At 65.0% G+C, this 13,321-nt stretch carries 15 protein-coding genes; 3 read left to right on the top strand and 12 right to left on the bottom strand.

The features are described 5' to 3' along the window. Positions 1-27 precede the first annotated feature (27 nt). Entirely contained in the window at positions 28-1,257 is a 1,230-nt protein-coding gene (locus G6N32_RS06640; RefSeq protein WP_115316683.1) for an HNH endonuclease signature motif containing protein, read from the top strand. Between the two features lie 80 nt (positions 1,258-1,337). Beyond that, on the top strand, positions 1,338-1,601 hold the full coding sequence (locus G6N32_RS06635) for a hypothetical protein (RefSeq protein WP_147291942.1): 264 nt from the start codon (positions 1,338-1,340) through the stop codon (positions 1,599-1,601). Here G6N32_RS06635 and G6N32_RS28740 read toward each other — a convergent pair. From G6N32_RS28740 to G6N32_RS06580, 12 genes are all read right to left on the bottom strand, one after another. Next, positions 1,561-1,779, bottom strand: coding sequence for a hypothetical protein (locus G6N32_RS28740; RefSeq protein ID WP_232077715.1), 219 nt, complete (start codon positions 1,777-1,779; stop codon positions 1,561-1,563). The genes G6N32_RS06635 and G6N32_RS28740 overlap by 41 nt on opposite strands. A 97-nt stretch (positions 1,780-1,876) precedes the next feature. Next, a complete protein-coding gene (locus G6N32_RS06630; protein WP_115316686.1) occupies positions 1,877-2,632 on the bottom strand; it encodes an SseB family protein in 756 nt (251 codons plus the stop codon). Positions 2,633-2,846: 214 nt separating this feature from the next. Then, positions 2,847-3,116: a hypothetical protein gene (locus G6N32_RS06625; RefSeq protein WP_115316687.1), complete on the bottom strand. Its 270-nt coding sequence runs from the start codon at positions 3,114-3,116 to the stop codon at positions 2,847-2,849. 1 nt (position 3,117) lies between these two features. Next, complete coding sequence (locus G6N32_RS06620) at positions 3,118-5,676, bottom strand: hypothetical protein (protein ID WP_163789163.1); 2,559 nt, start codon at positions 5,674-5,676, stop codon at positions 3,118-3,120. Positions 5,677-5,700: 24 nt separating this feature from the next. Beyond that, the gene (locus G6N32_RS06615) at positions 5,701-5,991 is read right to left on the bottom strand and encodes a WXG100 family type VII secretion target (protein WP_115316688.1); all 291 of its coding nucleotides are present in this window, start codon (positions 5,989-5,991) and stop codon (positions 5,701-5,703) included. After that, complete coding sequence (locus G6N32_RS06610) at positions 5,984-6,289, bottom strand: WXG100 family type VII secretion target (RefSeq protein WP_115316689.1); 306 nt, start codon at positions 6,287-6,289, stop codon at positions 5,984-5,986. The genes G6N32_RS06615 and G6N32_RS06610 overlap by 8 nt, the downstream gene beginning before the upstream one ends. An 81-nt stretch (positions 6,290-6,370) precedes the next feature. Then, positions 6,371-6,901: a VOC family protein gene (locus G6N32_RS06605; RefSeq protein WP_115316690.1), complete on the bottom strand. Its 531-nt coding sequence runs from the start codon at positions 6,899-6,901 to the stop codon at positions 6,371-6,373. A gap of 11 nt (positions 6,902-6,912) precedes the next feature. Next, positions 6,913-8,676 (bottom strand): MtrAB system accessory lipoprotein LpqB, encoded by a 1,764-nt coding sequence (gene lpqB, locus G6N32_RS06600; protein WP_172507204.1) that lies wholly within the window; start codon positions 8,674-8,676, stop codon positions 6,913-6,915. Further along, complete coding sequence (gene mtrB / locus G6N32_RS06595; RefSeq protein ID WP_115316691.1) at positions 8,673-10,343, bottom strand: MtrAB system histidine kinase MtrB; 1,671 nt, start codon at positions 10,341-10,343, stop codon at positions 8,673-8,675. Before mtrB ends, lpqB begins: the two co-directional genes overlap by 4 nt. 22 nt (positions 10,344-10,365) lie before the next feature. Further along, complete coding sequence (gene mtrA / locus G6N32_RS06590; protein ID WP_071947075.1) at positions 10,366-11,052, bottom strand: two-component system response regulator MtrA; 687 nt, start codon at positions 11,050-11,052, stop codon at positions 10,366-10,368. A 72-nt stretch (positions 11,053-11,124) separates the two neighbouring features. Continuing rightward, on the bottom strand, positions 11,125-11,754 hold the full coding sequence (locus G6N32_RS06585; RefSeq protein ID WP_115318779.1) for a dTMP kinase: 630 nt from the start codon (positions 11,752-11,754) through the stop codon (positions 11,125-11,127). An 8-nt stretch (positions 11,755-11,762) separates the two neighbouring features. After that, positions 11,763-12,635, bottom strand: a complete 873-nt coding sequence (locus G6N32_RS06580) for an LLM class flavin-dependent oxidoreductase (protein ID WP_115316692.1) — start codon at positions 12,633-12,635, stop codon at positions 11,763-11,765. Positions 12,636-12,732: 97 nt separating this feature from the next. Between G6N32_RS06580 and G6N32_RS06575 the strand changes: the two genes are divergently transcribed. Next, complete coding sequence (locus G6N32_RS06575) at positions 12,733-13,299, top strand: TetR/AcrR family transcriptional regulator (protein WP_410432535.1); 567 nt, start codon at positions 12,733-12,735, stop codon at positions 13,297-13,299. Positions 13,300-13,321: the final 22 nt, after the last annotated feature.

The following is a 13,321-nucleotide window of genomic DNA, read 5'->3' as shown; positions in this document are numbered from 1 at the left end:
GTCGGACCCTGATGCCATGACGGAGTCATGTCCTCGACCGCCACGCTCAGCCCGAAGGAGCGCCTCGAGGTGGTGTTCGAGGAGCTGGCGGAGCTGGCCGGCCAGCGTAATGCGATCGACGGCCGGATCGTAAAGCTTGTCGCCGAACTGGATCACGACGGCCTCTGCGGTATGACCGGGGCGCGCTCCGTCGCCGCTGTGGTGGCCTGGAAACTGGGCACCTCAGCCTCCACCGCCAACACCATTTCCGCTGTCGCGCACCGACTTGCAGAGTTTCCCCGATGCACCCAAGGCATGTTGGAAGGCCGCCTGTCGCTGGATCAGGTTGGCGTCATCGCCCAACGCGCCGCCGACGGGTCCGATGAGCACTACGCACAGCTGGCCACGGCCGCGACCGTCAGCCAGCTGCGCACAGCCGTCAAGCTCGAACCGCGCCCCGACAAGGCGCCCCGTCCGGAGCCGCAGCGCAAGGTCACCAAGATGTCGGGGGATGACACGACCACGTGGAAGATCACCCTTCCGAACCGGGAAGCAGCGACCTTCGACGCCGCGCTGCAGTCCCATCACGATGCGCTGATCGCCGACTGGAAACGCGATCACGACGCCAACTCCGCCGACATCGCACCGCCGCTGCCGAACACCACCGATGCGTTCATTAGCCTGATCGAGGCTGGCTGGGACACCGACGTGGCCCGACGCCCGCACGGGCAGCGCACCACCGTGGTGGTCCACGTCGACGTCGACAAGCGCATCGGGGAACTTCATCTGGGTCCCCTGCTCTCCGACGCCGATCGCCACTACCTGACCTGCGATGCCACCTGCGAAGCCTGGTTCGAACGCGACGGCCAACCCGTCGGCGCCGGTCGCACCACCCGCACAATCAACCGGCGGCTCCGCCGGGCCCTTGAACACCGCGACACCACCTGCGCAGTCCCCGGCCGCAGCGCCACCCGAGGCCTCCACGCTCACCACATCCAGCACTGGGAAGACGGCGGCCCCACCGAACTACACAACCTCGTGCTGCTCTGCCCCTACCACCACCGAGCACACCACCACGGCGACATCACCATCAGCGGCCCCGCCCACCAGCTCACGGTCACCGACAGCGACGGCGAACTGCTCACATCTGCCTCACTCGCCCGGCCGCCGAACCACCCACCACCCGTTGTCCCACCGTGTCCCGGACCGACCGGCGAACGCGCCCAATGGAAGTGGTACCAACCCTTCCAACCCAAAGCCCCACCAACGGAAAACTAGGTCGGGTGGGCGGCTAATTACTTCACCAAATACGTGTAGTAGTTTCCCAGGTGCAATAGCGCTTCGTCCGACAAGCCAGGGTGGCGCTCCGCCATTATGGCCTGCACCGCCTTGCCGCCGTTGCTCAGCGTGAGGCCCGTCCAATCCAGGTCTATTTTGATTGTCTCCGTGAGGATTTCGAGGACACGCTCGCACAGCTGCTCGGCTCGGTCGCCAAACACGTCGTCGAACTGCTGCGCATTTTGACCTGGGTAGTTCTTGAGGTAGACGCAGATGGCCGCGCTGAGGTCAGGCTGTTCGAAGTCACCTCGGCGTGCCGCGGTTCCAACCAGGCTTCTGAATGAGCAACTCGTCGTGCTCGCGTCGCCGGCACGACTCGACAAAGTCAAGTGCTGCCTCATGGTCGGCCATGAAGTGTTCGTACTGAGCGGGTGTCAGTCGGTAGCACTCCTCGTAGTCGACTATTTGAGCTGACACTGGAAACGAAGCGTAGTAACCGCCCTCTTCCAAATCGACACCCAAGGAGTAGCGGTTCTCCCGGGAGAAGAAGGTGTCTTCAAATCTGTTGGCTGTCAACGTTAATCTCTAACCTTGCTTACGCGCATCCGATCTGGGTTGATCAAGTGTTGAGCTCTGCCAACGTAACCGCAACGTACGGACCGCTGGGATTGATGACGAGACCGCCATAGCCCTGCTCGCGGGCTATTTCGAGCACCTTCTCTGTCGTGCTCGCCATGACAGCGTCCGACACGTTGTGGACTACCACCTCTGGGGCACTGGTAAAGGCGAAGAGCCCGGGCGACCCGTCCGGCATCACCGTCGCCCGAAATTTCATCTCCCCGGGCTGTGATGTCTCGTCGACTCCAAGAAGTAGAGGGCCGTCCTGCTTGAGCAGATCCAGCACCCTCTGCCGGTCGATCCGTCCAGCATTGAAATCTACTGTGGCGGTCTTGAGTGGTTCGTTGTTGGGATTGCGCAACGCGAAGTCGATTTCCGCCGCCGAGATCGCGCAGGTCGGTCCGGCCGGATCGATGTATAGCCACGCATCCTGTTGCGACTTGGCGAGTTTGAGTACGCCGATCGCCGGGTTGACCAACGACATGGTCGCGGTTCCCGGCGGGTGAAGGCGCGCGATCTCTTCGTTGCGCGTGAAGGCCAAGAGTGCACCGTTACCATCTGGGCCTCTGCCACGACGGATCTGCAGCCGTGCGCCGGGCGCGAAACCAGTCGCGGTCGGCGCATCGGAACCTGTGGTGTCCAACAGAAGATCACCGAACATGCAGGATCGCAGGACTTCCAGTGCGGCCGCCTGGTTTGGTTGTGCCGCAAAGGATGCGACGGCCGCGCGGACGATTGTGTTGTCGACGAGCTGCAACTCAGCCTCCGATTCCGTCTATCTTCCGAACGGCAGTCATGCGGTATCTGGTTCTTCTAAGCGAAGCCCGCTCCCGGTCCCGTGCCATTCTCACGGTGATGTTGCCCGCCAACGCGCGCGGCATATCCCCACGGTGCGCGAAACCCGCTGATTCGTGAGGGAAGTACCATGCCTCTGGGGTCTCAACGATGCATTGCCCATAGAGGTAACACCATTAAAGTGGCTCGCCGCGTTTGCCATTTTGTACGTAGATCAGCTGCTCATCGTGTTGACGAGCACGACACGCCTCAACAAATTTCAAGGCAGCGGACGGGTCCCGCATGAACTCCTCATACTGCCCTGGCAGCAAGAAGTATTCCTCATTGTATTCGGCAAGCCCATTACTCACGGGAATTGCCAGGTAGTGGCCGCCCGTCTTCAAATCATTTCCCATTGAATACCGATGCTCCTTCGAAAAGTAGGTCGGCTCATAGCGTTTCGCCATGTCACTCCTTGAGTTCGCGAATGTCTATAACAGTGTAATGATCAGGGGGTACTGAAGCGCCGTCAATGACGGCTTCCCGCAGGCCTTCTGGAAGATAGCCTCCTGGCAGCCACTGCGAATTCGCGCCTGCCTCGTTCCCGGAGGGCACACGAAGATTGTAGGCTTCCGGGTCAGGTACGTCGATGCGCACAATTGCGTGGTCGTCTAAGTAGCCCTCCACAAACCCGAGCGCTCGTTCCATCGCTCGTGGATCTCCGTGAGTCGACCGAATGAGCTCATCCGCATCGTGTTTTGTCAGCATGAAGGAGGTGCCGTCGCGCTGCCCAATTCCGTACTGCTCAAAGTTCTCTTCCGGCATGAACCTCGCTGCACCATCGTGGAACTGGCCAAGGTGCTCTTCTATGTACTCGGGAGACAAATACTCGGATGGGTCTGGCCGATCGCCTTTATCCATCGCGAGGATCTCATCCCGCTTCTCGGGGCTGATACCGGCCGGATCGGGATTCGGCGCGTCATCGAGCTCACCCGTTCCATGACCATCGTGTTCTCCGTCGCCACGTCCATGGTTCGGTGCGTCGCCTCGACCAGCCCCCGTCTCGTGGCCGCCGCCGCCATGATCACTAGACCCGCCGTGCGAACCACCTCCGCCATCGCCCGAACCCGGGTGGGGACCATGCCCCGCTCCGCCCGCAGCGGATTCAGCGCCGTGCGCTCCCACTGCGGCGGGAACTCGGTCACTCGCACCGCCTGCGGCAGAGGACATCACGTCGGAGGCGTGACCACCGCCGCCGCCCAGCGCTCCGGCGGAAGGAGCACTCGGCAGGGCCGATCCTGCAGCACCTGATCCAGCCGAAGGCGCACTCGCCGGCACCTCTGCGAGTTGGTTCGCCATGGCCGTCCGCTCAGCCGCAGTAGCGGGCGCGTCCACAACCGACGGCCGGGGCTCGCCAGGCACTTTCGGCGCTTCGGCGGGTCCAGATCCCGCATGCTCAGGCGCTGCCGCTCCAGGCGTCCGCTCCGTGGGGCCCCCGGCACCGTGACCTTCAGCGGGCGCCGACCGCGGCTCCCCCGCCACAGGTGCAGCGGGTTTCGGGGCGGCCTCGGGCGTCGCCGGTTTCGGCGCCGCATCAGGCAGTGGACGCGGCGCACCGCCCGGAGGCGCCTCCGGTACGTGCACGGGGGGCGTCGCGGATTCAGCACCCTTGACGACATCCCGCCCCACTTGCGGAGCTGCGTCAGCGATGTGCGGCGCCGCCTTGGCCGTGGCTTCGGCCGCATCCGCTGCACCGTGCGTCACCTTGCCCGCCGCACCGAGCTCCCCGCCAGGGACGAGAAGTGTGAGAGCGTCGAACAGGTTGGCGCCCAACCCTTCCGCTGGATCCTTCGACCAGAGATCCGAGTGCACTAACCCCTTCCCCACGTCCTTCCAGGACTCACCGACGCCTGGCGCCCCGTCACCACCGAGTCCGACCAGTGGCGCCATCCCCGTGACGGTCTCCTTCCAGTCGTTGAACCACCGCTCCGGCTGGGTCATCGCCCGCAGGGGCCCGTACTTCCAGTTGTCCTTCACCAGATTTTCGGCCTGCCCGAAAAACCCCTTGGTAAATCGCAGATCCAGGTCGATCAATCGCCCGACCTCGGTTCCGTGCAGGAACTGGTTCCACTCCTTGTCCGCGTACTTGGTCATCGCCGACGCAATATCCTCGGCTGCCGACATCGCCACAGTCATCTCTGCGGCCAGCGCCGACGTCTCGGACTCGAAGTTGTCGATCACCGTTTTGATGTCATCGGCGATCTTCTTGATCTCGTCTTCGTCCTCTCCAGTGAGAACGTCCCAGACTTCCTTGAAGCCGGTCATCGGGTCACAGATCCTGCTCAGCAGGTCGATGATCGCGGCGTGAACCGCGTCGATCTTGGCCGCATACGCATTCAACTGAGCCGCTATCGTGGTGGACTGGTTCATGATCTGCACGGCACCGTTGATTGATTCGGCGAAGGCTTTACCGATCGCCTCACCTTCCGGAATCTGCTGTGCACCTATGATTCCCAGCGATCCCGCTGCGGAAGTCTCGGTCACCAACAGTTGAGTGCCAGCCGCTGTCCAGGCAGCGGCGGCAGCACGCAGCTGAGCAGAGTCTCCGTTGGGCCAGATCATCCCGATGTACTTGGCCACCCAACCGAACCCAGCCGGCGCCGCATCGCCGGCACCCACCGATGATGGCGGCGTCGAGGCCGTTACTTTTTCCGAGGCCGGCGGGACCGGTAGCGGCTGGCTCCTGCCCGAGACATCAGACTGGGCATCGGCCATCGAATAGTTGTGGGCCGAAACCCGCACGCCATCACCAAGATTCACCAGACCGTTGCGGGCTGCAGCGATCGCTTGCAAGACGGCAGCAGCGGTCGAATCGTACTTCTGCCCCATCGCCGCACCGACCGGATCATTGCCGCACATGCTGCCGCAACCCGACAGCGCACCCTCGAGCGTCGACATCGTCCAGCCGATGTCCTTGCCGACATCGACGAGTGCCGAACCCGCACCGTCGAGTGCGGTGGGGTCCACAGAAAGCGGTGGCATATGACCCCGCTAGGACCACATGTTCTGGTTGTTCGTCATCACCGATGTGTAGTTGCTGTGCGCGGTGTCTCCGGCCGCGTGCAATCGGTTGAGCGCTTCCTGCATCAGTGCGGCACCGTGTTTCCACGACCGGTGCGCCTCGGCGTGCGCGGCGGCGGCCTCCCCAGCCCACGTGATGTGCAGAGCGGATACCGTCGAGTCGATCTCGGACAGCAGGCTCTCGGCGGTCCGCTGAAACTCTGACATCTCGGCCACAGCATCCGCGAGCGACTCCGGATTCACCGAAAATGCCTCAGCCACCGTAGACACCTCGCACCTCGGCGGCATTGGCCTGCTCCTGCGCCGCGAACGTCTTGCCGGCCTGTCCGAGCAAGTCAGCCATGATCGCCAGGGCCTTCTCCACCTCGTCGGCGCCGGTGTGCCACATCTTCCAGGCATCTCCGTACGACCCGCCGGACGTGCCCTGCCAGTTCGACAGCATCGAGGTGACGTTTCCGTCCAGAGACTTCAACCGCTCGAGCAGGCTCTGAGCAGCTCCGGACAGCGACTGACACGTGGCCGACAGCACGGCCGGGTCAGTCCGCAACTCCCCACTCACAGAGCAAACGCTACTGGCTTGACACCGGCTCCACAATTCACCTCTGAGCAGCGGATCAACGTCAAAAACCCGCAGGCACCGCTACCCGAACAGGGTCCGGATCGGCTCGCTGCCGTCCCAGTCCACCGCCGCCTGCCGCACCAACTCACCCATCCCGATCGTCGCGGGGGTGAGCTCCATCAACTCGATGATGGTCGCCGCCGTGCCGGGTGGGGGTTCGAAGTACGCATAGCGGGCCGTGCCCGGCTCGCCACCCGACCACACCACCGGCCAGCCTGCGGCCTGCCCGGCCGCCAACGCGGCGTCGTAGTCCTGCGCCCAATAGGCCAGCTGGTGGAAGCCGTCCCCGCCCGCCGAGGTGAACTCCGAGTAGATCGACGGCGCATCGTTGTCCTGGTGGATGACCTCGATCTGCATGTCGCCACTGTTGGCCAGGCCCAGCGTCAGCTTCACCGTGCACTCCTGGCCGCGGTAGATCCCGGTCTGCTCGATACCGCGCAGCACATAGAACGGGCCCACGCCGAGGTCCAGCCAGGTCGCTAGTGCGGCGTCGAAATCCTGCACGATGTAACCGATTTGACGTATCACGCCGGGTAGCACAGGTCCAGGCACCAGATCTCCTCTCAGCCGGGCAGCACCGGCACCGCGCCGGGGGTCAGGAAAGGCCGTACGTCCGACCAGGATTGACTGTTCTCGGCACTGTTACCCGACAGCTGCAGCACTCCCCGACTGTCGGACACGTACACCGCCGCCGGGTTGGCCGCGACCGCGGTCACCGGCATCACGATGTTGCCGTTCGGCCCGTCGGAGTTCACCCCGTCGATATTCACGTACGACACCGGGTGCGCGGCATCGGTTCGGGTGACGACGATGTCGTCACCGGTGCGCCACGACAGCGAAACCACGGACGACCCCAGCCCGAAACCGAGCCGCCGCGGATAGGTCAGCGCGAACTCCCCGGCCGGGGTCTGCTCCACATTCGCCAGAATCACTTGCCCGTTGACCACCATCGCAGCCCGGGTGCTGTCCCGAGAGAGCTGCAATTCGGCTATCGCACCGGGGAATTGGGACACCACCGCCGCGGAGTCCACCGGGATCCGGGCGGGCTGCCCGGACGCCTGCTCCTGGATCACCCGTACGACGCTGTTGCCGTCCACCACCACCCACACGGCGTCGTCCAGCGCCCAGGACGGTCGCGTCAACGACCTCGCATCGGTGGCTTTCGCTGCCACTCCACCGTTCGGGCCGATCCACACCGAGGAGGCCATGTCCGGCGCGCCCGGCCGCTGCACCGTCACCGAGGCGATCGCCTGGCCGGTCCGCGACAGGGCGGCCGACACCTGATCGTTCATCTGGCCGAATGATCCTGGCACCGGTGTCGCCCGCTGCCCGTCCAGTGACACCAGCGATCCGCGGATCAGCGCATGCACACCTGCCGCGGCGCCGTCGACCGCACCCGGATCGGTGGCCGCCACATCGGTGGTGTCCCAGCCGTCGGCGAACCGGTCGTCGAGAGCAGCGCCGTCGGCGTTGATCACGTACGGGCCCTTGATGTCGGCTCGCGCCAATGTCCAAATGATCTGGGCGGCAAGCAATTGCCGGCTGTGCGGATCGGTGGTGGTCAAATTCTCCAGATCGACCTTCGCTCCGCCGTAACCGCGACCGATACCCGTCTTGCCGCCGTCGGCCCGGGTCACCGGACCCATCATCTTCACCGGTCCCAGCAGGTTGCGCACCGTGCGGGCCATCTCGGGCCGCGGCCCGGCGATCAGTTTGTTGAGCAACTCGGTGGCCAGCTGGTCGGCGTCGGACACCGCCACGTAGCGCGGATCGGGAACGACGGTCTTGCCGGTCGGGTCGACGAAATAGAGCGTGTTGCGCTTGTAGGTGGCCTGGAACTGCTGCCAGTCCAAAAACACTCCGTTGGGCAACTTGTTGATCCGCCAACCGTCAGGCGTCTGAACCAACTCCAGCGGACCCGGATCGGGCAGTTGCCCCTCGGCGGTTTCGAAGACGCCCACATCGGACAGCGAGCCGAGCATGTCGGCCTTCATCGTCACCGCAACCCGTTCAGTGGAGCGGGTTTCGACGAACACGACGTTGTCGATCAGCAGCGCACTGCCCTGGTCGTCCCAGCCGCTGGAGGCCGAAGCGGTCAGGAATTGCCGCGCCGCCAGATGCCGATTGGCGGGATCGGCGGTTGCCTTGAGGAATTCCCGCAGCAGCTGGTCAGGGTCCATCCCGGGAGTCGGTTTGGGCAGACTCTTGGGCTGGGGCCGTTCGACGGTGCCGATCGCCTGCGGCGCAGAGGAATTCGGCACCCCGGCACATCCGCTCAATATCGCGACCAGCCCGGCCAGCAACAAGGCCAGCAGCCGGCGTCTCACACGCTCTCCCCCGCCGGCTCCCGATGCCGGACCTGACGCGAGTCCTTACGACCATCACGTTCTGCGGCAACGGGTTTGAGCGGCAACGGACTGGTGGTGACCTTGTGGCCGCGAACCAGCGGAAGGGTCAGCCGGAAGCAGGCACCCTTGCCGGGTTCGCCCCACGCCTCGAGCCGGCCCTGGTGCAACCGGGCATCCTCGATACTGATCGCGAGGCCCAATCCTGTTCCGCCGGACCGACGCACGCGGGAGGGGTCCGAACGCCAGAATCGGCTGAACACCAGCTTCTCCTCGCCCGGACGCAAGCCGACACCGAAGTCGCGGACGGTGACGGCGACGGTGTCCTCGTCGGCGGCCATCCGAATGTGGACCGGCTTGCGCTCGGCATGGTCGATCGCGTTGGCGATCAGGTTGCGCAGGATGCGCTCGACGCGGCGGGCATCGACCTCGGCGATTACCTCGCTGTCCGGCAGGTTGACCATCAGCTCGATACCGGCCTCGTCGGCCAGATGCCCGACGTTGCCGAGCGCGCTGTTGACCGTGGAGCGCAAGTCGACCGCCTCGACCGAGAGTTCGGCGACGCCGGCGTCGTGGCGGGAGATCTCGAGAAGATCGTTGAGCAGGGTTTCGAATCGGTCGAGCTCGTTGACCATCAACTCGGTCGACCGGCGCAGCGCCGGGTCCAGTTCCTCGGAATGGTCGTGGATCAGATCAGCCGCCATCCGCACCGTGGTCAGCGGGGTGCGCAGCTCGTGGCTGACGTCGGAGGTGAAGCGGCGCTGCAGATTACCGAACTCCTCGAGGTTGGTGATCTGACGCTGCAGGCTCTCGGCCATATCGTTGAACGACACCGCCAGCCGGGCCATGTCGTCCTCGCCGCGCACCGGCATCCGCTCGGAAAGATGGCCCTCAGCGAAGCGTTCGGCGATCCGCGATGCCGAACGCACCGGCAGCACCACCTGGCGCGATACCAGCAGCGCGATCCCGGCCAGCAGGACCAGCAGGACCAACCCGCCGGTGGCCATGGTGCCACGCACCAGAGTGATCGTATTTTCTTCGTTGTTGAGCGGGAAGATCAGGTAGAGCTCGAGATTCGGTACGCGTGACGGTGCCGGCGTACCGATCAACAGCGCCGGGCCGCTGAATGCGTCGGTGCGCACCGTCGAGTACTGGTAGCTGACCTGGCCCGCTTTGACGAAGTCGCGCAACGACTTCGGGATCTGGTCGACCGGGCCCGCGGCGGTGGCCGCCCGCGGCCCGTCGCCGGGGACCATCAGAACCGCGTCGAACGTGCCGGCCAGCGCCGCACCGGAGGACTGGCCGGTCTTGGAGATCAGGGTGTTTCGCGCCAATTGCAGGCTGCTGTCCAGCGACCGCGCCTCTTCGCCACTGACCGTTCCGCTGACCGTATTGCGCGCCCGGTCCAATTCCTCGGTCGCGGCGTGGACCTTGACGTCGAGCACCCGGTTGGTGATTTGGCTGGTGAGTACGAAGCCCAGGGCCACGATCACCGCGGCCGACAAGCCCAGCGTGAGCACGACCACTCGTAACTGCAGCGACCGGCGCCAGATCAACCCCAGTGCTCGACTCAGCGCACTCGTACCCCGAACCAGGGGACCCGAGCGTCCCCACGGACCGCGGATGCGCCGCCTCGAGCCGAACATCACCTGCGGCGCTCCTCCGCGCGGATCACGGCGGTCCGGCCTTGTAACCCACTCCTCGAACGGTCAGCACCACCTGCGGGTTCTCCGGGTCCTTCTCGACCTTCGCCCGCAACCGCTGGACATGCACGTTCACCAAACGGGTGTCCGCGGGGTGGCGATATCCCCACACCTGTTCGAGCAGCACATCTCGAGTAAACACCTGGCGCGGTTTGCGTGCCAGCGCCACCAGGAGGTCGAACTCCAAGGGGGTCAGCGAAATCTGCTCACCCTCCCGAGTGACCTTGTGCGCAGGCACGTCGATGTCGATGTCGGCGATCGAGAGCATCTCGGCCGGCTCGTCCTCGTTGCGCCGCAGCCGGGCACGAACGCGCGCCACCAGCTCCTTGGGCTTGAACGGCTTCATCACGTAGTCGTCGGCACCCGACTCCAGGCCGAGCACCACGTCCACCGTGTCGGTCTTGGCGGTGAGCATGACGATCGGCACGCCGGAGTCCGCGCGCAGCACCCGGCACACATCGATGCCGTTCATGCCGGGCAACATGAGGTCCAACAACACCAGATCGGGGCGTAGCTCACGCACGGCCGTCAGCGCCTGCGAACCGTCGCCGATGACCGCGGTGTCGAAACCCTCGCCACGCAACACGATGGTGAGCATCTCGGCCAGCGATGGGTCGTCGTCGACTACGAGAATCCTTTGCCTCATGGTGTCCATGGTGTCACCGAATTGCGACAAACCCCGGCTACCACACGGGCGAGTTGCGACATTTCCGCTGCGTGGGGTCCTCTAACCGAGCAGCGAGGCCGCCAACGCCGCCGGATCGACGTTCGGAGCGACGATCGACCAGGGTCCACCCCAGTTAGCGGCACCCAATTCGGCATACACCGCACCCGTCCGGCGCTGCAGTCCGTCGTCGCGCTCATAGGCGTCGCGGGCCCGGTCGACCTCCTGCTGAGCCCGTTGCCTGGCCCGCTCGGCAGCCAACTCGACCGACGCGTCGAGCAGGATCTGACGGTCGGGTTTGGGCAGGGCGAACCGGCCGTACTCGAGTTCGCCCACCCACGACACCGCCTCACCGGAGGCGTCCTGATGCAGACGGGCCGCGCTGTACGCCGCGTTGGACGCGACGTAGCGATCCAGGATCACCACATCGTGGCGACGACGCAGGTCGGCGATCTGGTCGATAGCCCCGGCCCGGTCGAGGGCGAACAGCGTCGCCATCGCATACACCGACGAGGCCAGGTCGCCGTGGTGACCGTGCAGCGCCTCGCTGGCGAGGTCGGCGTGGATCGACTGGCCGTAGCGGGGGAAGGCCAGTGTGGTGACCGACTTGCCGTCGGCTGCCAGGGCGCGCTGAACTCCGGCAGTCAGCGTCCGTTTACCGGCCCCGTCGAGTCCCTCGATGACGATGAGCACGGCCGCCATCATGCCCGAGCGGCGATGAGCTCGTCTGCCACCCACCGCATGACACCGGCCGGATACGGCGCGGGCACCATCAGGATGAGGTGGGTGAACCCCGCGTCGAGTCGCTGCCTGATCGCCGAGCGAGTTGCAGCAGGGTCGTCATAGTCGACGCCGACGGTTATCGAGCGTTCGATCGTTGCCGGGTCGCGGCCGATTTCGGCGCAGAACCCGTCGAGCATCGCGCTGCGACGAGTTCCCTCGGTGACGTCAGTCCCGGAAAAGTTCCAGATGTTCGCGTGTTCGGCGACGACCCGCAGTGTCGCAGTGGCCTGTCCACCGATCAGAATCGGCGGATGCGGGCGCTGCTTCGGCTTCGGATTGCCATACGCGCCTTGAACTTTGATGACGTCCCCGTCGAAGTCGAAGGGCTCCTTCGATGTCCACAATCGGCGGATGACGGTGCACGCCTCAGAGAGTGCGGCGACCGCGTGATCGGCGTCGTTGTAGGGCAGCCCATGAGCGTCGTATTCGCGGCGGGCAGCCGGATGCGACGGCCGCGATCCCGCACCGATGCCGAAATCGAGGCGACCGTCCGAGACGATGTCGACCGTCGTCGCGATCTTGGCCAACACCGCCGGCGGGCGAAATCGGTTGCTGGTGACCAGAAGTCCAAGCCGCAGTCGCTGCGTCTGCGCCGCCAGTGCCGACAAGAGAGTCCACCCCTCGAAGATGGGGCCGCCGGGGTCACCGGCGATAGGAAAAAGGTGGTCGAACAGCCAGGCATGTTCGATCTCAGGAACGGAATCGGCCTCGCGCCACACCCTCGCAATGTCGTGGTAGCCGACCTGCTGGGGTGCGGTCATGATGCCGAACCGCGCGTGATCATTGCCCATCGAGTCCTCCCGGTTCTGCCATACTGTTAAACGGAACGCCGCTCCTTTTCACCATACGGAGCGCTGTTCCGCTTAGCAACCGGATGAGGAGATGCCGATGGCGGCGGAGCGCAAACGAGCCGACGCCCGGCGGAATGCACAGAACCTTCTCGAAGCGGCCGCGGCAGCGTTCGTCGCATCGGGCGTGGACGCCCCGGTCCGCGATATCGCGGCCCGTGCCGGGGTCGGGATGGGCACGATCTACCGGCACTTCCCCACCCGCGCCGACCTGATCATCGCTGTGTACGAGCACCAGGTCGAGGCCTGCGCCGCTGCCGGCGCCGACCTGCTCGAAAGCAACACGTCACCGCACGCCGCACTGACAGCGTGGATCGACCAATTCGTCGACTTTCTGGTGACCAAACACGGCCTGGCGGCGGCACTTCAGTCCGACAGCGCACGCTTCGACACGTTGCACGCCTACTTCATCGATCGATTGGTTCCGGTGTGCACGACGCTGCTCGAGGCGGCAGCTGCCGCTGGTGAAATCGAACCCGGGATCGAACCACTGGGATTTCTGCGCGCCATCGGCAATCTGTGTATCGGCAGCGACGATGAACGCTACGACGCGCGGAAGATGGTCGGACTGCTGGTGCATGGGCTGCGCGCCGAACGCCTGACATGACAGCGCCGAGCGTGCGCGCAGA

The organism is Mycolicibacterium aichiense (genome assembly GCF_010726245.1).
GTDB lineage: Bacteria > Actinomycetota > Actinomycetes > Mycobacteriales > Mycobacteriaceae > Mycobacterium > Mycobacterium aichiense.
Note: the sequence above shows the minus strand (reverse complement) of the source record. Positions and strands in the feature narration are given on the sequence as shown.